This window comes from Bradyrhizobium sp. USDA 241, from assembly GCF_049739505.1.
GTDB classification, from domain to species: domain Bacteria; phylum Pseudomonadota; class Alphaproteobacteria; order Rhizobiales; family Xanthobacteraceae; genus Bradyrhizobium; species Bradyrhizobium liaoningense.
On sequence record NZ_JBMGPZ010000005.1, the window covers coordinates 3,868,677 to 3,891,813 of the forward strand.

The following is a 23,137-nucleotide window of genomic DNA, read 5'->3' on the forward strand; positions in this document are numbered from 1 at the left end:
CTGCCCGATCACTGGAGCAGTGCGGCGGCCTTCATGGCCGTCACAGCGGTGTTGTAGTTGTTGACGAGTTGCTGGACGGAGGCGGCCGACATGTCGAGCACCGGCTTCGGATATACGCCGAACAGGATCGTCAGCGCGATCATCGGGAACAGCGTCAGGCACTCCCGGAAGGTGAGATCCTTCATGCTCATCAGCGACGGCTTGACCAGGGCCCCGAACACCACCTTGCGATAGAGCCACAGCGCATAGGCCGCCGACAGGATCACGCCGAAGCTGGCGAAGAACGCGGTCGGGATCGAGACCTTGAAGGTGCCGAGCAGCGTCATGAACTCGCCGACGAAGCCGCTCGTTCCGGGCAGGCCGACATTGGCCATGGTGAAGACCATGAAGGTCATCGCGTAGAGCGGCATCCGGTTGACGAGGCCGCCATAGGCCGCGATCTCGCGGGTGTGCAGGCGGTCGTAGACGATGCCGACGCAGAGGAACAGCGCGCCGGAGACGATGCCGTGCGAGATCATCTGGAACACGCCGCCGGCGACACCCTGCATGGTGCCGGCGAAGATGCCCATGGTGACGAAGCCCATATGCGCCACCGACGAGTAGGCGATCAGCTTCTTCATGTCCTCCTGCATCAGGGCCACCAGCGAGGTGTAGATGATGGCGATGGCCGAGAGCGTGAACACCAGCGGCGCGAAATCGTGCGAGGCCAGCGGGAACATCGGCAGCGAGAAGCGCAGGAAGCCGTAGCCGCCCATCTTCAGGAGGATCGCGGCGAGGACCACAGAGCCCGCGGTCGGCGCCTCGACATGCGCGTCGGGAAGCCAGGTGTGGACCGGCCACATCGGCATCTTCACCGCAAAGGAGGCGAAGAAGGCGAGCCACGCCCAGGTCTGCAGGGACCGCGGCACGGCCGTGTGCATCAGGGTCGGGATATCGGTGGTGCCGCCGTTCCAGTACAGCGCCATGATGGCGAGGAGCATCAGGACCGAGCCGAGCAGCGTGTAGAGGAAGAACTTGAACGACGCGTAGACCCGGCGCGGGCCGCCCCACACGCCGATGATCAGGAACATCGGGATCAGGCCGCCCTCGAAGAACAGGTAGAACAGCACGAGATCGAGCGCCGAGAAGGTGCCGATCATCAGCGTTTCCAGGATCAGGAACGCCATCATGTATTCGCGGACGCGGCTCGTGATCGCCTTCCAGCTCGCGATGATGCAGAACGGCATCACCGCGGTGGTGAGGATCACCAGCGGCAGCGAGATGCCGTCGACGCCCATGTGATAGGTGATGCCGGTGGCGAGCCAGTTCGCCTTCTCGACGAACTGGAAGTCGGGGTTGCTGGGGTCGAAGCGCATGACCAGGATCACCGACACCGCGAAGGTGATCAGCGTGGTCCACAGCGCGATCCAGCGCGAATTGCGCTTGGCCGCCTCGTCATCGCCGCGGCTGAGATAGACGATCAGCGCGCCGACCAGTGGCAGGAACGTCGTGACCGAAAGAATGGGCCAGGTTGTCATTTACTGGCCTCCAAAGCCGAACATGAACCAGGTGATCAGGCCAGCGGCGCCGATCAGCATGGCGAATGCGTAGTGATAGAGATAGCCGGTCTGGATCTTCACGACGTTGCGGGTGACGTCCAGCACGCGGGCCGAGACGCCGTCGGGGCCGAAGCCGTCGATGATGAACCCGTCGCCCTTCTTCCAGAGCTGATAGCCGATCCACTTCGCCGGACGCACGAAGATGAGGTCGTAGAGCTCGTCGAAGTACCATTTGTTGAGCAGGAACTGGTACAGCATCGGCTGCGTCTTCGCGAGCTCGACCGGCAAGTAGGGCCGGCGGATGTAGAACAGGTACGACACCAGGAAGCCCAGCACCATCATCACCGTCGGCAGGAAGGCGATGGTCTGCGGGATGTGGTGCATCTCCTCGATGATGTGCGGGTTCATCTTCACGGATTCGCGGAAGAACTCCTCGATGCCGTGACCGGCGAACAGCTCCTTGAACGGCAGCCCCGCGACGAACGAGCCGACCGCGAGCACGCCGATCGGGATCAGCATCCAGATCGGAGCCTCATGCGCGGCCTCGTAGTGATGCTCGTCATGCGGCTCGCCGTGGAAGGTCTTGAAGATCAGGCGCCAGGAGTAGAACGAGGTCAGGCCGGCGGCGACGATCGTCATCAGGAAGCCGTAGACCCCGAACGGATTGTGCGAGGCGTAGGCGGACTCGATGATCGCGTCCTTGGAGAAGTAGCCGGCGGTGAGCGGGAAGCCGGTGAGCGCCAGGGTGCCGACCACCATCACCGCGTAGGTGTAGGGGATCTTCTTCCAGAGGCCGCCCATGTTGCGGATGTCCTGCTCGTGGTGCATCGCGTAGATCACCGAGCCGGAGCCCAAGAACAGCAGCGCCTTGAAGAAGGCGTGCGTGAACAGGTGGAACATGCCGACCGAGTAGGCCCCCGCCCCCATCGCCACGAACATGTAGCCGAGCTGCGAACAGGTCGAATAGGCGACGATGCGCTTGATGTCGTTCTGGACGAGGCCGATGGTCGCGGCGAAGAACGCAGTGGTCGCGCCGAAGAACATCACGACGGCCTGGGCATTCGGGGCGAGCTCGAACAGCGGCGACAGGCGCGCCACCATGAACACGCCGGCGGTAACCATGGTCGCGGCATGGATCAGCGCCGAGACCGGGGTCGGGCCTTCCATCGCGTCCGGCAACCAGGTGTGCAGCAGGAACTGCGCCGACTTGCCCATCGCGCCCATGAACAGGAGGAGACAGGTCAGGGTCAGCGCGTCGACGTGCCAGCCGAGGAAGTTGATGGTCTTGCCGGTGAGACCGGGCGCAGCGTGGAAGATGGTCTCGAAATCGGTCGAGCCGACCAGCATGAAGATCGCGAAGATGCCCAGCGCGAAGCCGAAATCGCCGACGCGGTTGACCACGAAGGCCTTGATCGCGGCCGCGTTCGCCGACGGCTTCTGGTACCAGAAGCCGATCAGCAGGTAGCTGGCCAGGCCCACGCCTTCCCAGCCGAAGAACAGCTGCACGAGGTTGTCCGCCGTCACCAGCATCAGCATCGCGAAGGTGAACAGGCTGAGATAGCCGAAGAAGCGCGGTCGGTTCGGGTCCTCGTCCATGTAGCCGATGGAATAGAGGTGCACGAGCGAGGACACGGTGGTCACCACCACCAGCATCACGGCGGTGAGCGTGTCGACGCGCAGCGTCCACCAGACCTGGAGGTCGCCGGAGAAGATCCAGGGCAGCAGCTGGATCCTGTAGTCGTGGTGCATGAAGCCGACATCGACCAGCGTCATCCAGGACAACGCCGCCGAGACGAACAGCAGCGCCGTGGTGATCAGCTCGGCGCCGCGCGAGCCCGCCGCCGGCGGCTCGGTCGGGCCATGGCCGTGATCGTCGTGGCCGTGATCGTCATGACCATGGTCATCATGGGCGGCCGACGCATGAGCGTCGCCGTGGCCATGCCCGTGATCGCCGTGATGGTCGAGCTCGTCGCCCGAGGGGTTGCGGGCATGCGCGCCGAAGAGCGCGATCAGGCCAGCCAGAATGGCGCCCAGCAGAGGCAGGAAAACGATTGCCTGAACCATTTGAGAGCTCAGCCCTTCATCAGATTGACGTCCTCAACCGCGATCGAGCCGCGGTTGCGGAAATAGACCACCAGGATGGCGAGACCGATCGCAGCTTCAGCAGCCGCAACCGTCAGCACCAGCAGCGCGAAGACCTGGCCGACGATGTCGCCGAGGAAGGTCGAGAACGCCACGAGGTTGATGTTGACCGAGAGCAGGATCAGCTCGATCGACATCAGGATGACGATGATGTTCTTGCGGTTCAGGAAGATGCCGAGGATGCCGAGCGTGAACAGGATCGCGCCGACCGCCAGATAATGTCCGAGCCCGATCGTCATTTCACCCACTCCGCCGCATCGGCGTCCGAGAGCCCCTGCCCCGGCGCCACCTTGCGCATCGCCATCGCCATCTCGGGCGTGCGCGCGTTCTGAACGTTGATGTCCTGCCGCTTCACGCTCGCCTTGTGCCGGAGCGTCAGCACGATGGCGCCGATCATGGCGACCAGCAGCACCATGCCCGAGAGCTGGAAGTAGTGGATGTACTTCGTGTAGAGCACGAGGCCGAGCGCCTCGGTGTTGCTGACATTGGCCGGGATCGCCGCCGTGATCGTCTTGGAGACGCCGGGATTGATGACCCAGAAGCCGACCGTGAGCAGCAGCTCGAACAGGAAGATGCCGCCGATCACGAGGCCGACCGGCAGGTACTCGATGAAGCCCTCGCGCAGCTCGAGGAAGTCGACGTCGAGCATCATGATCACGAACAGGAACAGCACCGCGACCGCGCCGACATAGACGACGATCAGCATCATGCCGAGGAACTCGGCGCCCATCAGCACGAACAGGCCGGAGGCGTTGACGAAGGCCAGGATCAGATACAGCACGGAGTGCACGGGATTGCGCGAGACAATCACCATCACGGCCGAGGCGACGCAGATGCCGGCGAACAGATAGAAGAACAGCGCGGGAAGGATCATGCCCTCACCTCACCGGTACGGCGCGTCGAGCTCGATCGCTTTCGCGATCTCGCGTTCCCAGCGGTCGCCGTTGGCGAGCAGCTTGGCCTTGTCATAGAACAGTTCCTCGCGGGTCTCGGTCGCGAACTCGAAGTTCGGGCCTTCGACGATGGCGTCCACAGGACAGGCCTCCTGGCAGAGGCCGCAATAGATGCACTTCACCATGTCGATGTCGTAGCGCACGGTGCGGCGGGTGCCGTCGTTGCGGCGCGGCCCGGCCTCGATGGTGATGGCCTGCGCCGGGCAGACCGCTTCGCACAGCTTGCAGGCGATGCAGCGCTCCTCGCCGTTCGGATAGCGGCGCAGCGCGTGCTCGCCGCGGAAGCGCGGCGAGATCGGGCCCTTCTCGAACGGATAGTTCAGCGTCGGCTTCGGCTGGAAGAAATAGCGCATGGCGAGGAAGAACGCCGAGACGAATTCCGACAGCAGAAGCGAGCGTGCAGTGGCGTTGACGTTGATACCCATGACGGCCCTCACTTCGGCGCGATGCCGGCGAAATGCAGCACGCCGGCCACCACGATCACCATCGCCAGCGACAGCGGCAGGAACACCTTCCAGCCGAGGCGCATTAGTTGATCGTAGCGGTAGCGGGGCACGATCGCCTTCGCCATCGCGAACAGGAAGAACATGAAGAACAGTTTCAGCGAGAACCAGATGATCCCCGGCACCCAGTTGAAGGGCGGCAGGTCCACCGGCGGCAGCCAGCCTCCGAGGAACAGGATGGTCGCCAGCGCGCACATCGTGACGATCGCGACATACTCGCCGAGCATGAACAGCAGGTACGGCGTCGAGCCGTATTCGACCATGAAGCCGGCGACGAGCTCGGATTCGGCCTCGACGAGGTCGAAGGGCGGACGGTTGGTTTCCGCCAGCGCCGAGACGTAGAACACGACGAACATCGGGAACAGCGGCCATACGTACCAGTTCAGGATGGTGAGCTGCGGCAGCCCGATCAGGCTGGCGAGACCGCGCGCGTGCTGGGCCTCGACGACGGCCGACAGGTTCAGCGTACCGGCGCAGAGCAGCACCGTGATGATGACGAAGCCGATCGAGACTTCGTACGACACCATCTGCGCCGCCGAGCGCAGCGCGGCCAGGAACGGATATTTCGAGTTCGACGACCAGCCGGCCATGATGATGCCGTAGATCGACAGCGACGAGATCGCGAAGATGAAGAGGATGCCGACATTGATGTCGGCGATCACCCAGCCGAGATTGGTCGGGATCACCGCCCAGGCGGCGAGCGCCAGCACGCAGGACACCAGCGGCGCCAGCAGGAACACGCCCTTGTTGGCGCCGGCCGGAATGATCGGCTCCTTCAGCACGAACTTCAAAAGGTCGGCGAAGGATTGCAGCAGGCCCCATGGGCCGACCACGTTCGGGCCGCGGCGGATCTGCACCGCCGCCCAGATCTTGCGGTCGGCGAGCAGGATGTAGGCGATCGCGACCAGGAGGACGACGAGCACCAGGACGCTCTGCGCGACCATGATGATCAGCGGCCAGAGGAACCCGGTCCAGAATGCGCTTTCGAAGAATTCCATCAGATCACGCTCACTCCGCTGCGGTCAGCATATGCCCGGAGGCGAGGCGCGAGCATTCCGCCATTACGGCGGATGCACGCGCGATTGGGTTGGTCAGGTAGAAGTCCTCGACCAGGGGCTTGAACGGCGCCTTCTCGGGCGAACCGCCCTTCCCGGCCAGCTTCTTGATCTGGTCGGCGGAGCCGGCCTCGATCTGGTCGAGACGCATCAGATGCGGCACGGCCTTGAAGATCGCCTGGCGCAACTGCGCGAGCGAATCGTAGCCGAGCTTCTTGCCCAGCGCTTCCGACAGCGCGCGGATGATCGCCCAGTCCTCGCGGGCTTCGCCCGGCGGGAACGCGGCGCGGCCGGTCATCTGCACGCGGCCTTCGGTGTTGACGTAGATCGCGGACTTCTCGGTGTAGGCGGCCGCCGGCAGGATGACGTCGGCGCGATGCGCGCCGCGGTCGCCATGGGTGCCGATATAGACGACGAAGGTGCCGTCCGGCGCCTTGATCTCGTCGGCCCCCAACAGGAACAGCAGGTCGAGCGTGCCGAACGTCGTCATCTGCGCCGCGTTGAGCCCGCCGCCCGTGGCGGAGAAGCCGATGTCGAGCGCACCGACGCGCGAAGCGGTCTCGTGCAGCACGCCAAAACCGTTCCAGCCGTCCTTCACCGCGCCGACATTGAGCGCGAGCTTGGCGGCGGCAGCGAGGATGGCAGCGCCATCGTGACGGGCGGCCGCGCCCGCACCGACCAGGATGATCGGATTCTTGGCGTTCTTCAGCACGTCCATGAAGGAGTGCTTGCCGGCCGCGAGGTCGGCGAGCGTCTCGGTACCTGCGCCGAGGTGGTCATAGTCGTAAGTGAGATCGGCCTTGGTGCCGATCACGCCGACCTTGAAGCCGCCGGCACGCCAGCGCTTGCGGATGCGGGCGTTGAACACGGCCGCCTCCTTCCGCGGGTTGGCGCCGATGATGAGCAGCGCATCCGCCTGCTCCACGCCTGCGAGCGTCGGGTTGAAGATGTAGGAGCCGCGGCCAAGCGCCGGATCGAACGCATCGCCCCCCTGCACCGCCAGATTGCTCGAGCCGTACTTGGCGAGCAGATCCTTCAGCGCGAACATCTCCTCGACACCGGCGAGGTCGCCGGCGATCGCGCCGATGCGCTTGCCGTCGGTGCGCGCCGCCTTGGCGGCGATCGCGGCGAAGGCCTCGGTCCAGCTCGCTGCGCGCAGCTTGCCGGCCTCACGGATATAGGGCCGGTCGAGCCGCTGGGTGCGCAGGCCGTCGACGACGTGGCGGGTCTTGTCGGAGATCCACTCCTCGTTCACGGCCTCGTTGATGCGCGGCAGAATACGCATCACCTCGCGGCCGCGCGTGTCGACGCGGATCGCAGATCCCAGGCCATCCATGACGTCGATCGACTGGGTCTTGCCGAGCTCCCAGGGACGCGCCGCGAACGCGTAGGGCTTCGAGGTCAGCGCGCCGACCGGGCAGATGTCGACGAGGTTGCCCTGCAGTTCCGACGTCAGCGCGTGCTCGAGATAGGTGGTGATCTCCATGTCCTCGCCGCGGCCGGTGGCGCCCATCTCGGGGGCGCCGGCGACTTCCGCCGAGAAGCGGACGCAGCGCGTGCACTGGATGCAGCGGTTCATCGAGGTCTTGACCAGCGCGCCGAGATATTTGTCCTCGACCGCACGCTTGTTCTCGGCGAAGCGGCTGGTGTCGACACCATAGCCCATCGCCTGGTCCTGGAGGTCGCACTCACCGCCCTGGTCGCAGATCGGGCAGTCCAGCGGATGGTTGATGAGAAGGAACTCCATCACGCCTTCGCGCGCCTTCTTCACCATCGGCGAACGGGTGGAGATCTCCGGCGGCTCGCCCTTGGGACCCGGACGGCAGTCGCGCACGCCCCAGGCGCAGCTGGCGACCGGCTTCGGGCCGCCCTTCACCTCGACGAGGCACATCCGGCAATTGCCGGCGATCGACAGCCGCTCGTGATAGCAGAAGCGCGGAATCTCGGCACCGGCGGCCTCGCACGCCTGGAGCAGCGTGTATTCGGCGGGGACGTCGATCTCCTTGCCGTCGATGATGAGCTTGGTCATGTCTCTTACTCCGCCGCGACCATGTTCACGGGATCGCGGACGCCGATATCGTCGATGTCAGCCTTGTGCGAATACTGGTCGATGCGCGCTTCGATCTCGTGACGGAAATGCGTGATCAGGCCCTGGATCGGCCAGGCCGCCGCGTCGCCGAGCGCGCAGATGGTGTGGCCTTCGACCTGCTTCGTCACTTCAAGCAGCATGTCGATCTCACGCTTGTGGGCGCGGCCCTCGGCCATGCGGGTCAGGACCCGCCACATCCAGCCGGTGCCCTCGCGGCACGGCGTGCACTGGCCGCAGCTCTCGTGCTTGTAGAAATAGGAGATGCGGGCAATGGCGCGGATCAGATCGGTGGACTTGTCCATCACGATCACGGCCGCGGTGCCGAGGCCCGAGCGCAGCTTGCTCAGGGAATCGAAATCCATCGGCGTGTCGATGATCTGCTCGGCCGGCACCATGCGCACCGACGAGCCGCCGGGGATCACGGCCTTGAGGTTGTCCCAGCCGCCGCGAATGCCACCGCAATGCTTCTCGATCAGCTCACGGAACGGAATGCCCATGGCTTCTTCGACGTTGCAGGGCCGCTCGACATGGCCGGAAATGCAGAAGAGCTTGGTGCCGACGTTGTTCGGGCGGCCGATGCCGGCGAACCACGCCGCGCCGCGGCGCAGGATGTCCGGCGCAACGGCGATCGACTCGACGTTGTTGACGGTGGTCGGGCAGCCGAACAGACCAACGTTCGCCGGGAACGGCGGCTTCAGCCGCGGCTGGCCCTTCTTGCCTTCGAGGCTTTCGAGCAGCGCGGTCTCCTCGCCGCAGATATAGGCGCCGGCGCCGTGGGCGACGTAGATGTCGAACGGCCAACCGTTGACGTTGTCCTTGCCGACCAGCTTGGCCTCGTAGGCCTGGTCGATCGCGGCCTGGAGGTGCTCACGCTCGCGGATGAACTCGCCGCGGACATAGATGTAGCAGGCATGCGCGTTCATCGCGCAGCTGGCGATCAGGCAACCCTCGATCAGGAGATGCGGATCGTGCCGCATGATCTCGCGATCCTTGCAGGTGCCGGGCTCGGATTCGTCGGCGTTGACGACCAGATAGCTCGGCCGGCCGTCAGTCGATTCCTTCGGCATGAAGGACCATTTCAGACCGGTCGGGAAGCCGGCGCCGCCGCGGCCGCGCAGACCCGAGGCCTTCATCTCGTTGATGATCCAGTCGCGGCCCTTGTCGATGATGTTCTTCGTGCCGTCCCAGGCGCCGCGGCGCCGCGCGCCCTCGAGCCCCCAATCGTGGAGGCCGTAGAGGTTCTTGAAGATGCGGTCCTTGTCCTCGAGCATATCAGTGCTTTCCGATCAACGATTGGACTGCTTGTAGGCAAGTCCGGCGGCGCAAATACCAAACGTCAGCGCCCAGAGCAGACTGGATTCCAGCGACGCGTTCAGGCCGAAACGCTGCAGCAGGAAGATGAAAGCGGCCGCCACGACGGCGTGCATCGCGATGAAGCCCCACTTCTCCATGGCACCGCTCCCCTGCATTGCCGGCGACGAGAGATCACGCATCAGGTGACCTCCTTCAGCGTGGTCGGCCCGGTGATCGGCGCCGAGAACTGGCGGCCGTTCTGCGGACCCGGCTTGGGCGGATTGCCCGAAGCAAAACCGTCGAGCACCTTGCCGAAGCTTTCCTTGGTCAGGTCCTCGTAAGTATCCTTGCCGATCAGCACCATCGGCGCGTTCACGCAGGCGCCCAGGCACTCCACCTCTTCCCAGCTGAAATTGCCGTCCTTGGAGAGATGGAAGGACTCGTGATGGATGCGGTGCTCGCAGACGTGGATCAGATCCTCGGCGCCGCGCAGGCGGCACGGCGTGGTGCCGCAGACCTGGACATGGGCCTTCTTGCCGACCGGGGCGAGCTGGAACATCGTGTAGAAGGTCGCGACCTCCAGCACGCGGATATAGGGCATGTCGAGCATGTCGGCGATGACGCGGATCGCGGCTTCCGACACCCAGCCGTCGTTCTGCTCCTGCGCGCGCCAGAGGATGGCGATGACCGCGGAGGCCTGGCGGCCGGCCGGGTACTTCGCGATCTGCTGCCTGGCGAATGCGAGGTTCTCCTCCGTGAACGCAAAGCTCGCGGGCTGGACTTCCTTCGGTGCTAATCGGCGAACGGACATCTCTAATCTCTCACTGCATACGGCGCGCGGTTTTCGCATTCAGGGCATCGATCCTGTCCTGCCAGAATGCGCTTGCGGTGCCGAAAACGTTGTAGCCGACGTGGGTCGAGACCTTGATGCGGTCGAGGATCGACAGCTCGGTCACGGTCTCCATCCGGTTGCTGCGCGGATCGAACACGATCAGCTTCAGCGGGGTCTGTTCGAGGATGAAGCGCGACACGGCATGGGAGCGGTCGCTGCCGTGCTCCTCGCACATGATGACGCTGTCGGCCTCGAGCAGCCGGGCGCCGCCCTTGATCGCCTCGATCTCGACGCCCTCGACGTCGAGCTTGATCAGGTATTTGCCGGTGGCCGCGACCTTGCCGTCGTCGATGAGGTTGTCGAGCGCGATCACTGACACTTCTTCACCGCCCGCCGACGGATCGCCGGCAATGCTGAATGCCTCGTGCTTGCTGCCGGACAGCCGCGCGGTGCCGCGGGCCGCGCCGATGGCGCATTTCATGGTCTCGAAGCGGTTGCCGTTGACGCGGGCGTTGTTGGCGAGCTTCGGATAGTTCTGGCCCGACGGCTCGATCGCGATCGCTTTGTGCGAACCAAACGGCCTGCTCGACACCAGCACCGACCAGTAGCCGTAGTTGGCGCCGCAATCGAGCAGCGTGTAGTCGACGTCGATGGAGTCGGCGAACAGCAGCTCGAGCTCGTCCTCGTAATTGTAGGAGCGGTTGAGTAGCTTGCTCCAATAGCCGTCGCCGTAGGGGAATTCGAACACGGCGTCGGGATTGAGCCTGATCGCGATGTTGCGCTCCGGCAGCGTCCTGCGCAGCAAATTCGCGCAGGCGATGTATCCCATGTGCGAGAAATGCGAGGAGATCTTCGATCCCGTCACCAGCGCCAAGGCAGCCGTCCGCTCCCACAGGTTGGCCCCTTCAAGGGCCCCCGAGGCACGGTCAAACTGGATTGGCGCCTGCGCCATCACCGATCGACCTCTCCGAACACGATGTCGAGTGAGCCGAGGATCGCCGAGACGTCGGCGAGCAGATGGCCGCGGCAGATGTGATGCATGGCCTGCAGATGCGCAAAGCCCGGCGCGCGGATCTTGCACTTATAGGGCTTGTTGGTGCCGTCGGCGACGAGATAGACGCCGAACTCGCCCTTCGGCGCTTCGACCGCGGCATACACTTCGCCGGCCGGCACGTGGACGCCCTCGGTGTAGAGCTTGAAGTGGTGGATCAGCGCTTCCATCGAGCGCTTCATCTCGCCACGGCGCGGCGGCGCGACCTTGTTGTCCTCGACGACGACGGGGCCCTTGCCCTCAGGCGCATTCAGCTTCTGGATGCACTGCTTCATGATGCGCACCGACTGGCGCATCTCTTCCATGCGGATCAGATAGCGGTCGTAGCAGTCGCCGTTCTTGCCGATCGGAATGTCGAAATCCATCTCGGCATAGCACTCGTAGGGCTGCGACTTGCGCAGGTCCCACGCCGCGCCGGAGCCGCGCACCATCACGCCGGAAAAGCCCCACTCCCAGGCTTCCTTGAGCGACACGACGCCGATGTCGACGTTGCGCTGCTTGAAGATGCGGTTGGCGGTGAGCAGCCGGTCGAGGTCGTCGACTACCTTCAGGAACGGATCGCACCAGGCCTCGATGTCGTCGACCAGCTTCTGCGGCAGGTCCTGATGCACGCCGCCGACGCGGAAGAAGGCTGCATGCATGCGGCTGCCCGAGGCACGCTCGTAGAACACCATCAGCTTCTCGCGCTCTTCGAAGCCCCACAGCGGCGGGGTCAACGCGCCGACGTCCATTGCCTGCGTGGTGACGTTGAGCAGATGCGAGAGGATGCGGCCGATCTCGCAATACAGCACGCGGATCAGCTGGCCGCGGCGCGGCACCTCGATGCCGAGCAGCTTTTCGGCCGCGAGGCAGAAGGCGTGTTCCTGGTTCATCGGCGCGACGTAATCGAGCCGGTCGAAATACGGGATCGCCTGGAGATAGGTCTTCTGCTCGATCAGCTTCTCGGTGCCGCGATGCAGCAGGCCGATATGCGGATCAACGCGCTCGACGACTTCACCATCCAATTCGAGCACGAGACGCAACACACCATGGGCCGCCGGATGCTGCGGCCCAAAATTGATGGTGAAATTGCGAAGGTTTTCGGGTTGCTCGTTCATGATCAGACCTTCGGTCCCGCCTTCTCATCTCCAGGAAGAACCGGATAGTCCGCCCCCTCCCACGGCGAGAGGAAATCGAACTTGCGGAATTCCTGGTTGAGCCGCACGGGCTCGTAGACCACGCGCTTCTCCTGGTCGTCGTAGCGGACCTCGACGAAACCGGTGAGCGGGAAGTCCTTGCGCAGCGGATGCCCCTCGAAGCCGTAGTCGGTAAGGAGGCGCCGCATGTCGGGATGACCGACGAAGAACACGCCATAGAGGTCGTAGGCCTCGCGTTCGAACCAGTCTGCGCCCGGGAATACGTCGATCAGCGACGGCACCTGCGTGGTCTCGTCCGCTTGCGCCTTGAGCCGGATCCGCGTGTTCAGCGTCGGCGACAGGAAGTGATAGACCACGTCGAAACGCTTCTCACGATCGGGATAGTCCACCGCCGTAATGTCGGTGATGTTGACGAAACGGCAGTTCGGGTCATCGCGGAGGTACTTGACCACCTCGACGATCTTGGCGGCCTCGACATCCACGGTGAGCTGGTTGAACGCCACCGAGTGACCGGTAGCGGCGCCCGGAAGCACACTAACGATCGTCTGCCCCAGGGCGTCGAGCTTGGCGTCATCCATGACGTAAAACCTTAGCGTTCGATGGTGCCGGTGCGCCGGATCTTCTTCTGCAGCAGCAGCACGCCGTAGAGCAGCGCTTCCGCCGTGGGCGGGCAGCCCGGCACGTAGATGTCGATCGGCACGATGCGGTCGCAGCCGCGCACGACCGAGTAGGAATAGTGATAATAGCCGCCGCCATTGGCGCAGGAGCCCATCGAGATGACGTAGCGCGGCTCGGGCATCTGATCGTAGACCTTGCGCAGCGCCGGGGCCATCTTGTTGGTCAGGGTTCCCGCCACGATCATCACGTCGGACTGGCGCGGCGAGGCACGCGGCGCGAAGCCGAAGCGCTCGACGTCGTAGCGCGGCATCGACACCTGCATCATCTCGACCGCGCAGCAGGCAAGACCGAAGGTCATCCACATCAGGGAGCCGGTGCGCGCCCAGGTGATAAGGTCGTCGGTCGCGGCCACGAAGAAGCCCTTGTCGGACAGCTCGGAATTGACCTCGAGGAAGAACGGATCATTGGCCCCGACCGGCCTGCCGGTCGATGGATCCAGGATGCCCTTGGGGGCCGGCGCGACAACCGGACCGGCGGACGGTGCAGGGTTCAATCCCATTCCAGTGCTCCCTTCTTCCACTCATAGGCGAACCCGACCGTCAGCACGGCGAGGAACACCACCATGGACCAGAAGCCGGTCGCGCCAAGCTTGCCGAACGCCACCGCCCAGGGAAACAGGAACGCCACCTCGAGGTCGAAGATGATGAAGAGGATGGCGACCAGATAGAAGCGGACGTCGAACTTCATGCGGGCGTCGTCGAAGGCGTTGAAACCGCACTCATACGCCGACAGCTTTTCCGGGTCCGGCTGCTGAAACGCCACGATGAAGGGCGCGATCAGCAGCACCAGGCCAATCAGGCCCGCTACCCCTATAAAGACGACGAGTGGTAGATAGTTCTGAAGAATGCCGCTCATTGACGAGCCCTTTTTCCCGCAGCCTCGGGACAGCCACGGATTCGTCCGATTTGGAATTATTCTGAGCCTTAGCGCAGTGCACCAATGGGCGCAAGACACGCTCTTTTCAGGCCCTTTGCCGCTCCCAGAACGGTGAAAATCCCGGAATCACCCCGCGGCTGGTATGGAGCAGATCGCCTGACCCAGCAAGGGCAGTCACGGTTTCGCAGGTCAGCAGTTCTGAGATTGCGGCGCTCGGGCCGGGACAGCTATGCGCGATGCGCTGACGACCAAAATGCTCGGTTTTCTTGGGTCGGCAGCACACTCAAACCCGCCGCAGGTCCCCTCCCGCCACTGCAGTAGCAGATTTTGCCAACGGTCTCCACAGAGCAGCACAGCCAAGGGAGCCAATCATGGCGCCCGCCGCGATCAGGACAGGTGCTGCCGAGACACTATCCACAACTGCGCGCGATCGGAAGAGCCATGCGTCACGACGAGGCCGGGTCTCGTCTGGCGAATGCGTCGGCCCGCGCCCCACCCCGGACCGGCCGCGAGCGCGGCGGCGGCGACTTGCTGGTTGGTCGCACGCGCCGCGCTCGGATGAGCTTCGGGCTGGGGGAGAGCTGGCCCCGCAAATTCGGACAGTAGCTTGAGTGGATTTTCTGCCTGACAGCGGCGAGGATTCTTGCTGCGAATCAGGAGCGAAGATGACGAAGAAGAGCCGCCGGACGCATTCTCCGGCATTCAAGGCGAAGGTTGCTTTGGCTGCGGTCAAAGGCGACAAGACACTGGCGGAGCTGGCGCAACTGTTTGATGTTCATCCGAACCAGATCACGATCTGGAAAAACCAGCTCCTGGAAGGCGCCGCCGGCGTGTTTGGGCATGACAAGACATCGGCCGAGACGCCGGTCGATTTGAAGGCGTTACATGCCAAGATCGGCGAGCTGGCGTTGGAAAACGATTTTTTGTCCGGCGCGCTCACCAAGGCGGGCCTGCTGAGCGCAAAGCGATGATCGACCGCGGTCATGATCTTTCTATCGTGCGCCAGGCGAAGGTCCTGAAGCTGGCTCGCAGCACGGTCTACTATGAACCTCGGCCAGTTTCGGCCGAGGACCTTGCCTTGATGCGTCGGCTCGATGAGCTGCATCTCGATTATCCCTTCGCGGGAGCGCGTATGCTGCGATCGTTGCTGCGGCGGGAGGGCGTATACGCCGGTCGCCGCCACATCGCGACGCTGATGAAGCGCATGGGGATCGAGGCGGTCTATCGTCGCCCGAACACGAGCAAGCCGGCTCCGGGTCACAAGATCTACCCGTACCTGTTGCGCGGATTGAAGATCGAGCGGCCCGACCATGCGTGGGCAATGGACATCACCTACATTCCGATGCGGCGTGGCTTCGTCTATCTCGCGGCGGTCGTCGATGTGTTCAGCCGACGGGTCCTGGCCCATCGCGTCTCGATCACAATGGAGGCGGCCTTCTGCGTCGAAGCGGTCCAGGAGGCGTTGGCGAAGCACGGCAGGCCCGAGATTTTCAACACGGATCAGGGCAGCCAGTTCACCAGCCTCGAGTTCACCGATGTGCTGCTGGACGCGAAGATCGCCATCAGCATGGACGGCAAGGGCGCCTGGCGCGACAACGTGTTTGTCGAGCGGCTCTGGCGCACGGTCAAATACGAAGAAGTATATCTCCGCGCCTACGACAGCGTGTCCGAGGCGCGAGCGTCAATTGCCAAGTATCTGGCCTTCTACAATCAGGGACGCCCTCACTCGAGCCTTGACGGGCGCACGCCCGACGAGGCTTACTTCGGCACGCAAGCTATGGTGATGGCCGCATGACCGTCGCCGACGGTTTTGTCGTCGCTCTGGTCGGGCTACGCCCTCCCGACGCAACGACAAAACCGTAAAGCCCCGCGTTCAGCATAACCCGGCAGGAATCCACTTAAATCCAGCGGGGCGCTGTCCAAACAACCGGGGCCAGCTCTGGGGCATGGCCCGTGAGCTCATCGATCTCCTGGCGGAAGATCCGTGGTTTGCCCGGTGAGGCGGAGCAGAAGGACGGTCGCGATCGACTGGCCGCCTCTCGCGGGCTGCACGAGGTCGCGCCCTCGCTCACCACTTGTAGGAGACGCTGGCGGTGATGCGCCGGCGGTCGCCGTAGAAGCAGGACGAGGCCGACGCGCAGCTCGCGACATAGATCTTGTCGGTCAGGTTGATCACGTTCAGCGCCGTGCGCCAGTTCTGCCATTCATAATGGAGTGCGAGATCGCCGAGCACGACTGCGGGAACCTCGAGCGTGTTTGCGGCGTCGGCCCAGGACGAGCCGATGTAGCGCACGCCACCGCCGAAGCCGAAGCCCTCGAGGGGCCCGTCCTTGAAGGTGTAGTCGGCCCAACCCGACACCAGGAGTTCAGGCGTGTTGGTCGGCGTCTTGCCGACGAGCGACTGATCGAGGTCCTTACTGGTGAAGAGATGGTAGGCGGTGAAGGCGCCGATCAGCTTCAGTTCCTTGGTGGCGTTGGCCACCGCTTCGAGCTCGATGCCGCGCGAGGTTACCTCACCGGTCTGGTTCTGCAGCAACGAATTCGTCGGATTGGTCGTCAGCGCGTTTTGGCGCTTCAGGTCGAAGACCGAGGCGGTGAAATAGCCGTCAAATCCCTTTGGTGCCACCTTCACGCCGATTTCGGCCTGCTTGCCGGTCTCCGGAAGCAGCAACTGGTTGCTGGCGTTCAGGCCGACGACGGGATTGTAGCTCGTTGCATAGGAGACATAGGGCGCGATGCCGTTGTCGAAATTGTAGATCAGCCCGGCCCGCCCGCTGAACCTGCTGTCGTCACGGCTGGCGAGTGTCACGCCGCTGTCACGGGCGGCCTGCGTCGTCTCGACCCAGTCATTGCGACCGCTCAGCACCAGCGTGAAGTTTCCGAGCTTCATCTGGTCCTGAACATAAGTGCCCGCCTGCTTCTGCGTGATCAGGAAGTTGCGGAACGGGGCGCCCGTGAGTGGAATGTTCAAACCATAGACAGGATTGAAGACATTGATCGAGGGGACGGTGCCGAAATTGAAGCTCTGGTAGTCGTCGATCTGATAGCCCTTGAGATCGACGCCAAACAGCATCGTGTGCCTGACGGCACCGGTGTTGAAGCGATACTCCAGCTGGTTGTCGAGATTGGCCTGGTTCGCGGCGTTCTTCGCATACCAGTTATAGCGGCCCATCGTCGCCGTGTTGACGTTGTCCCAACCGTTGCCGATGTAACCGCGATAGGTCAGGTCGATATGCGCAAATCTGGCATTCTGCCGGAAGGTGAGGTCGTCGGTGAGATTGCGCTCGAACTGGTAGCCGAGCATCTCCTGCTCGCGCGTGAACTTGTCGACGCTGGGATCGCCGACGAAGAAGCTGGTCGGAATCCCGAACGGCGCGTTGGTCACCGTGCCCTGGTAAGGCAGGAAGTTGATGCCGCGGGTGTCCGTCTTCGACGCCGACGCAAGGACCGTGAAGGTCGTATCGGCATCAGGCTTCCAGGTGAATGACGGTGCGATGAAGTAGTTGTTGTCAGGCGTGAAGTCGACCTGCGTCCCGCCGGTCCTGACCTCGCCGACGACGCGGTAGAACAGCTTGCCGTCCTGGGGCTGCGTTGCGATGGGACCGCCGACATCGAAGCCAACATAGGCGTTGCCGAAATTGTTGACGCCGGTCTCGATGTAACGGATCGGCTCGGCCGGCGGCATCTTGCTGATGACGTTGACGATGCCGCTCGGGCTCGATCCGCCATAGAGCACGGCGGACGGACCGCGCAGCACCTCGACGCGCTCCATGTTGGACGGCGGCAGCCGCCAGCTCGCATAGGACGTGTAGAACAGTTGCAGGCCGTCGAGGAACAGCCCGATGTCGTCGGACTTGAAGCCGCGGATCAGCCACCAGTCGTTGCGGGTGTCCGCGCCGAACGTCCCGGCGCGCACGCCGGCGGTGTAGCGCAGGGTTTCGTCGAGCTTCATCGGCTTCTGGTCGCGGATCTGCTCGGCGCTGATCACCGACACGGACTGCGGTGTTTCCATGATCGGCGTGTTGGTCTTGGTGCCGGACGAGCTGCGGCCGGCGACGTAGCCGTTCACCGGGCCGCGCGGCGTCTCGACGAAGCCGACATTGCGCTGCGGCTGCTGCGGTCTGTTTCGAGTGGCGACCTGTTCCGACGCCCGCGGCAAACGGCGCTGAGGAGTCGTGGCCGCGCGGCGACGCGCTTCCGGCGCAGTGACGGTCACCGCCGGCAGGTTCTGCGCGCCACTTTGCGAGGAAGATTGTGCGAGCGATGCCTGCGGCATCAAGACCCAAGCGGATGCGGTCGCCAACACGGCAGACCGCAGCATTCCAAGACTGTTCAACGCGCCACCCCAAAGCTGCATGTGTGATGCATCATGCCGCCTGTCCCGAAACGGCATGCGCTTGCGATGACGCTTATGTGAGAGCGCGCGGAATCCCTAATTGAAAGCTTCTTAGAGAGACTCTTAGAAGTGCTCCAACATTTCTCGTTGTTGCAGCGAGATCAGCGCGCATTCTTCTCGCTCTCGAACATCCCGGCGGCGATCACCGTGAGCTCACCGCCTGTCGCAGCACTGCAAGGAGTTCGGCTGCGCCGAGGCCACCGCGATCAGGAGGTCAGTTCTCGCCGCAACTTCGGACTTCGGATTTCACGATCAGCTTGCGCGACAACGGATCTGCGAACGTGGGCTGATCTGTCCCTGTCCCGGCCGACGGCCTCGACGCCGCTGTTCGTCCGGGCCCGCTTCCGTCCCCGGACGAAACCAGCCGGGCGGGGAGATGAAACCATTTTGCGGAACCCGCGAAACGATCCGGAAACAGATCGCCCTTAAGACAAAGCCATAGACGGCGGCAAAGCCCGTCGGGAGGCTCAGATGAACCACTCAATTCATTCCGCTGATCGTGCGACCCACCTGAAAATCGTGGTGGTGGCGCTGGTGGCCGGTATCGTCGTGGCCGGCTTCGGGATCGCAGCCCGCACCCATGGCGATTACGGCCAGACGGCCCAGTCGACGCCTGTGATCAAGGCCGGCAAGCCGGTGGCGGTCACGAGTGCGGCGAGCTCGGAGATTCGCTGATACGTCCTGTTCCGGGCTGACCAATGGCCGCCCCCGGGCGGCCTTTTTGTTTTCCAGGGCAATGCTTAGCCGAGACAGGCCAGTAAAGCGCAACGTCCTTGACTTCACCATGTCCCCCCTTTAAGTCCCCCCTCGTTCCGCGCGCGTCGAGCGAACCACGCGGGAGTAGCTCAGTTGGTTAGAGCGCCGGCCTGTCACGCCGGAGGTCGCGGGTTCGAGCCCCGTCTCTCGCGCCATTTTGGCAATCCCTTCATAGCCTTAGCCCGAATTTCTCCACGCCTGTCGCATCTGCCAGCGATTACCGGCGCGCGGCGGGAACTCTCGGCATAGTCAGCCCACGTCCGAATCGTCTACGCCTTCCGAGACTTAGAGGGATCCCCGCACGTTTCCGGCTTTTCCGGGGCTTCCTGTGGAATCGAGGAGGCCAGTCATGGCTAAGAAGGATTCGGCGAAGAAGGCAGCCGCTCCCGCGACCATCACGCTCAAGCACCTCGCCGCCGATATCGCGGAGCGCCAGGACCTCTCGAAAAAGCACGCCGAATCCGTCCTGACCGATATGGTCGACCTGATCACCAAACACCTCAAGAAGGGCGACCGTGTCCGTATCGTGGGCCTTGGCATCCTCCAGGTCCGCAAGCGCGCCGCCCGCACCGGCCGCAATCCCGCCACCGGCGAAGCGATCCACATCAAGGCCAGCCGGAAGGTCGCGTTCCGCGCGGTGAAGGAACTGAAAGAGGCGATCTAGACTAGCGCTTACGATTCATTAGGCCTGATCGGGGTTCGTTCGGCCGCATCGCGGCCGGCTTTTCTGATATACCGCCTGCTTCCCTCAAGTTCGGCGGTTCGACCAGAAATGTCCTCCCTCACCTTTTCGCACACCGTGACCGAGCGCTTCCTGCGCTATGTCACCATCGACACCCAGTCCGATCCGGACTCTCCTCACTCCCCCTCGACCGAGAAGCAGAAGGATCTCGGCCGCGTGCTCGCCGCCGAGCTGAAGGCCATGGGCGTCGAGGACGCCCATCTCGACGATTACGGCTATGTCTACGGCACCATCCCGGCCAACACCGACAAGAAGGTGCCGGTGATCTGCTTCTGCTCGCACATGGACACATCTCCCGACGTCACCGGCAAGGACGTCAAACCGCAAATGGTGAAGAACTATCGCGGCGGCGACATCGTGCTGCCCGGCGACGCCAGCCAGGTGATCCGCTTTGCCGAGCACCCCGCGCTGAAGAACCAGATCGGCAACGACATCATCACCACCGACGGCACCACGCTGCTGGGGGCCGACAACAAGGCCGGTGTCGCCGAGATCATGGATGCCGCGCATTTCTTCCTCAACAACCCCGATGTGAAGCACGGCACCATCAAGATCCTGTTCACGCCGGACGAGGAGATCGGCCGCGGCGTCGACAATGTCGACCTGAAGAAGCTGGGCGCCGATTTCGGCTACACCATGGATGGCGAGAGCGCCGGCTGCGTCGAGGACGAGACCTTCTCGGCCGACGGCGCCACCATCACCATCAACGGCGTCAGCGCCCATCCCGGCTACGCCAAGGGCAAGATGGAGCACGCGATCAAGATCGCCGCCGCCATCGTCGAGCGGCTGCCGAAGGAAGGCTACTCACCGGAGACGACCTCCGGCAAGCAGGGCTTCCTGCATCCGATCGGCATCGAGGGCGCGCTGGAACAGGCGACGCTCTCCTTCATCGTCCGCGACTTCACCGAGGAGGGACTGAAGGAGAAGGAGGTCCTGCTCGAGGGCCTCGTCAAGGACGTGATGAAGGACTATCCGCGCTCGACCTACAAATTCGAGGTCAAGGAGCAATACCGCAACATGAAGCAGGTGATCGATCGTCACCCGCACGTCCTCGAATACGCCATCGAGGCGATCCGCCGCGCCGGCCTGCGCCCGATGCGCACCGCGATCCGCGGCGGCACCGACGGCTCCCGCCTGTCGTTCATGGGCCTGCCCTGCCCCAACATCTTCGCCGGCGAGCACGCGTTTCATTCGCGGCTCGAATGGGTCAGCCGGCAGGACATGGAAAAGGCGGTGCAGACCATCGTCCACCTCGCCATGATCTGGGAGGAACGGGCCTAGTCTAGGGCCCCTCACCGTCGTAAATATTGAAATGGCCGGGCTCACGCCCGGCCATTTGCTTTGAGACTACGGCACCGGCATCGCGCGCGGATTGCGATGGAAGCGATTTGAATTCGCCATCCAGTTCGGCAACGGTGCGCCGTCACGATGCCGCCCACCGGCGGCGGCCGCCGCCCAGGCCACCACCGCGCCGATCAGGGTCGCGGCTGCGACCGAGAACGCGACGATGATCGTGTTGCGCCGCGCCCGGTTGATCGCCGTCCTGGACTCCGCGATCAGCGCATCGACCCGTTTTTCGGAATCGGGCGCCGCAAGCCCCGTGAGCGCGGCCACCTGCTGCACGAGATGGGCCCTGTCGTCGGTGGTGACGCCGCTGTGGCTCGAGGACGTCATCAGGATGCGTCCCGCTTCGGCGCGCGGTTCGCGAAGGTCCGTGTTGGGCGGACGCCGCGGCGCGCGGAACAGCTTGTCGAGCTCATAGCTTAGCAGGGGCTCGGCCGCGGACGTGTTGCTGGCCGAGCTGCGCATCGGCGAACGATCAACCGCAGATGCCCCGAGCAGCGCGAGCAGAGCGGCTCCGAGCAGCACGGCGAGCGCCCAGGACATCAGCCCATGCAGCCCGTCCCGCCGCTCGCCGTCGTCCTCGATCGTCGCCAGCGCGGGTGCCGGCCGCGTCGTCCGTCCGGCGATGTAGCCGCCGAAGCCGAAGCTGATGACCGCCTGGATGATCAGATACAGCCCGGAGAGCAGCGCCAGCGCAGCCGAGGCATCGCGCCAGGTCGGCGAGGCCGAACTGACACCAAGGCCGATCGCAACACCAAAGCCCAGCAGTATGAACGACATTGCGCCCGCCGCCAGCGCGCCTGCGAACACCGAGCTCCACTGGATGGTTCGAGGAGCCTCGCCTTCCGGGCCGCCTTCCAAGATCTCTTCGCGCACGAGAGTTTCCATCGTCATCGCGTCGCTCTCAGCGCAGGCCGAAGAACGACAGGATCGCCATGATGACCACGACCAAGCCGATCAAGTAAATCAGTCCGTCCATTGTTGGTCCTCCTCGGTTTCTTCCGATCGCTAAATCGCTGGGTATGAGGAACGTTCCTATTTGGACAGAGCCGCGGGAACGAACTGCGCAATTGAGGGTTATCCGCTCAAGTCCCAAGGATAGAGATTGTGAGCACACAAGGCCTCAGCCCGTTCATTCGGGCTGGGGCCTTTTCGCGTTGCGGTCGGCTTTGCCTCCGTCCCGCACCGGCTGCCATCAAGCCTTGACCTCAGAGCGACGCGCCATGACCCGCCAGTGAGAGGCCGGCAACGCCGCTGCGGCAATTGTTCCAGTGACGTAACAATGTTGCGGGTCGACACTGTTCCCGCGCCCATGCTAGGCCGGGCACAGACCGCAACCAGAGAGACGTCGTGCTCGCAAACCGCCAGCCCTCAGGATCGTGCCGCCCGCGCAACTGGCGCGGGCTGCTGTCTGTGCTGATCGCGGCCGTCTATCTGCTCGCGAGCGCGCTGCACGGCTCGCATGACATCGACGTCACCACGCCCGGCGGCGGCTCGGAGATCGTGGCGGCCCTTGATGGCCCCGCAGGCCACAGCGACCACAAGGTCATCGGCGGCCATCACTGTCATGGCTGCTTTTCGCTGACGGTGACACAGCCGGCGCCGTCGACCGCATCGGTCGCGCTTGTTTCCGCACCGAGCCCGCAACATGCGCCCCGGCTCGCCGGAATTGTCCTGGACACCGACTCGCCGCCTCCTAAACATATTGCCTGAACGGATTGGTCGGGCGTCCCGCGCCCATTAGGTTCATCCT

The 23,137-nt window shown here is 63.9% G+C and carries 22 protein-coding genes and 1 tRNA gene; 6 read left to right on the top strand and 17 right to left on the bottom strand.

Annotation, left to right across the window (positions count from 1 at the left end; all coding sequences use genetic code 11):
* Positions 1-8 precede the first annotated feature (8 nt).
* Genes ABIF91_RS40570 through ABIF91_RS40640 form a run of 15 tightly spaced genes read right to left on the bottom strand, consistent with a single transcriptional unit; the run spans position 9 to position 14,125 of the window.
* The gene (locus tag ABIF91_RS40570) at positions 9-1,517 is read right to left on the bottom strand and encodes an NADH-quinone oxidoreductase subunit M (RefSeq protein WP_028178204.1); all 1,509 of its coding nucleotides are present in this window, start codon (positions 1,515-1,517) and stop codon (positions 9-11) included.
* On the bottom strand, positions 1,518-3,602 hold the full coding sequence (nuoL, locus tag ABIF91_RS40575; RefSeq protein ID WP_028178205.1) for an NADH-quinone oxidoreductase subunit L: 2,085 nt from the start codon (positions 3,600-3,602) through the stop codon (positions 1,518-1,520). It abuts the gene before it with no gap.
* Positions 3,603-3,610: 8 nt separating this feature from the next.
* Positions 3,611-3,919, bottom strand: a complete 309-nt coding sequence (nuoK, locus tag ABIF91_RS40580) for an NADH-quinone oxidoreductase subunit NuoK (RefSeq protein ID WP_008547737.1) — start codon at positions 3,917-3,919, stop codon at positions 3,611-3,613.
* Positions 3,916-4,554 (bottom strand): NADH-quinone oxidoreductase subunit J, encoded by a 639-nt coding sequence (locus ABIF91_RS40585; protein ID WP_028136073.1) that lies wholly within the window; start codon positions 4,552-4,554, stop codon positions 3,916-3,918. The genes nuoK and ABIF91_RS40585 overlap by 4 nt, the downstream gene beginning before the upstream one ends.
* 9 nt (positions 4,555-4,563) lie before the next feature.
* A complete protein-coding gene (nuoI, locus tag ABIF91_RS40590) occupies positions 4,564-5,058 on the bottom strand; it encodes an NADH-quinone oxidoreductase subunit NuoI (RefSeq protein WP_191093171.1) in 495 nt (164 codons plus the stop codon).
* Positions 5,059-5,066: 8 nt separating this feature from the next.
* Positions 5,067-6,134 carry an NADH-quinone oxidoreductase subunit NuoH gene (gene nuoH, locus ABIF91_RS40595; protein ID WP_085966504.1) on the bottom strand — a complete coding sequence of 356 codons (1,068 nt, stop codon included), beginning with the start codon at positions 6,132-6,134 and terminating at the stop codon, positions 5,067-5,069.
* A 10-nt stretch (positions 6,135-6,144) separates the two neighbouring features.
* Entirely contained in the window at positions 6,145-8,220 is a 2,076-nt protein-coding gene (gene nuoG, locus ABIF91_RS40600) for an NADH-quinone oxidoreductase subunit NuoG (protein ID WP_028178208.1), read from the bottom strand.
* Between the two features lie 5 nt (positions 8,221-8,225).
* Positions 8,226-9,551 (bottom strand): NADH-quinone oxidoreductase subunit NuoF, encoded by a 1,326-nt coding sequence (nuoF, locus tag ABIF91_RS40605; protein ID WP_028178209.1) that lies wholly within the window; start codon positions 9,549-9,551, stop codon positions 8,226-8,228.
* A gap of 15 nt (positions 9,552-9,566) precedes the next feature.
* Entirely contained in the window at positions 9,567-9,773 is a 207-nt protein-coding gene (locus ABIF91_RS40610) for a hypothetical protein (RefSeq protein WP_028178210.1), read from the bottom strand.
* Positions 9,773-10,384 (bottom strand): NADH-quinone oxidoreductase subunit NuoE, encoded by a 612-nt coding sequence (gene nuoE / locus ABIF91_RS40615; RefSeq protein ID WP_028178211.1) that lies wholly within the window; start codon positions 10,382-10,384, stop codon positions 9,773-9,775. Before nuoE ends, ABIF91_RS40610 begins: the two co-directional genes overlap by 1 nt.
* Before the next feature lie 10 nt (positions 10,385-10,394).
* Positions 10,395-11,357, bottom strand: a complete 963-nt coding sequence (locus ABIF91_RS40620) for an FkbM family methyltransferase (protein WP_424579754.1) — start codon at positions 11,355-11,357, stop codon at positions 10,395-10,397.
* Positions 11,357-12,553, bottom strand: a complete 1,197-nt coding sequence (locus tag ABIF91_RS40625; protein WP_028178213.1) for an NADH-quinone oxidoreductase subunit D — start codon at positions 12,551-12,553, stop codon at positions 11,357-11,359. The genes ABIF91_RS40620 and ABIF91_RS40625 overlap by 1 nt, the downstream gene beginning before the upstream one ends.
* A 2-nt stretch (positions 12,554-12,555) precedes the next feature.
* The gene (locus ABIF91_RS40630; protein WP_424579755.1) at positions 12,556-13,170 is read right to left on the bottom strand and encodes an NADH-quinone oxidoreductase subunit C; all 615 of its coding nucleotides are present in this window, start codon (positions 13,168-13,170) and stop codon (positions 12,556-12,558) included.
* An 11-nt stretch (positions 13,171-13,181) separates the two neighbouring features.
* Positions 13,182-13,763, bottom strand: coding sequence for a NuoB/complex I 20 kDa subunit family protein (locus ABIF91_RS40635; protein WP_370124085.1), 582 nt, complete (start codon positions 13,761-13,763; stop codon positions 13,182-13,184).
* Positions 13,760-14,125, bottom strand: coding sequence for an NADH-quinone oxidoreductase subunit A (locus tag ABIF91_RS40640; protein ID WP_008136158.1), 366 nt, complete (start codon positions 14,123-14,125; stop codon positions 13,760-13,762). Before ABIF91_RS40640 ends, ABIF91_RS40635 begins: the two co-directional genes overlap by 4 nt.
* Before the next feature lie 686 nt (positions 14,126-14,811).
* Here ABIF91_RS40640 and ABIF91_RS40645 point away from each other — a divergent pair.
* A protein-coding gene (locus ABIF91_RS40645) for an IS3-like element ISRj2 family transposase (RefSeq protein WP_086023025.1) occupies positions 14,812-15,941 on the top strand; the annotation gives its coding sequence in 2 pieces (ribosomal slippage) (positions 14,812-15,064 and positions 15,064-15,941; 1,131 coding nt in all).
* 273 nt (positions 15,942-16,214) lie between these two features.
* On the opposite strand, the gene ABIF91_RS40650 is transcribed toward ABIF91_RS40645, so the two are convergent.
* The gene (locus ABIF91_RS40650) at positions 16,215-18,467 is read right to left on the bottom strand and encodes a TonB-dependent siderophore receptor (protein WP_424579756.1); all 2,253 of its coding nucleotides are present in this window, start codon (positions 18,465-18,467) and stop codon (positions 16,215-16,217) included.
* A gap of 546 nt (positions 18,468-19,013) precedes the next feature.
* Between ABIF91_RS40650 and ABIF91_RS40655 the strand changes: the two genes are divergently transcribed.
* The 4 genes from ABIF91_RS40655 (at position 19,014) to pepT (ending at position 21,321) form a co-directional block, all read left to right on the top strand.
* Positions 19,014-19,217: a hypothetical protein gene (locus tag ABIF91_RS40655; RefSeq protein WP_028178218.1), complete on the top strand. Its 204-nt coding sequence runs from the start codon at positions 19,014-19,016 to the stop codon at positions 19,215-19,217.
* Positions 19,218-19,376: 159 nt separating this feature from the next.
* Positions 19,377-19,453, top strand: a tRNA-Asp gene (locus ABIF91_RS40660).
* Between the two features lie 194 nt (positions 19,454-19,647).
* On the top strand, positions 19,648-19,962 hold the full coding sequence (locus tag ABIF91_RS40665) for an HU family DNA-binding protein (protein ID WP_028178219.1): 315 nt from the start codon (positions 19,648-19,650) through the stop codon (positions 19,960-19,962).
* 108 nt (positions 19,963-20,070) lie between these two features.
* Positions 20,071-21,321 (top strand): peptidase T, encoded by a 1,251-nt coding sequence (gene pepT / locus ABIF91_RS40670; RefSeq protein ID WP_028178220.1) that lies wholly within the window; start codon positions 20,071-20,073, stop codon positions 21,319-21,321.
* A gap of 66 nt (positions 21,322-21,387) precedes the next feature.
* On the opposite strand, the gene ABIF91_RS40675 is transcribed toward pepT, so the two are convergent.
* Positions 21,388-22,278, bottom strand: a complete 891-nt coding sequence (locus ABIF91_RS40675) for a hypothetical protein (RefSeq protein ID WP_028178221.1) — start codon at positions 22,276-22,278, stop codon at positions 21,388-21,390.
* A 456-nt stretch (positions 22,279-22,734) separates the two neighbouring features.
* Between ABIF91_RS40675 and ABIF91_RS40680 the strand changes: the two genes are divergently transcribed.
* A complete protein-coding gene (locus ABIF91_RS40680) occupies positions 22,735-23,097 on the top strand; it encodes a hypothetical protein (RefSeq protein ID WP_028178222.1) in 363 nt (120 codons plus the stop codon).
* The last annotated feature ends 40 nt before the right edge of the window (positions 23,098-23,137 follow it).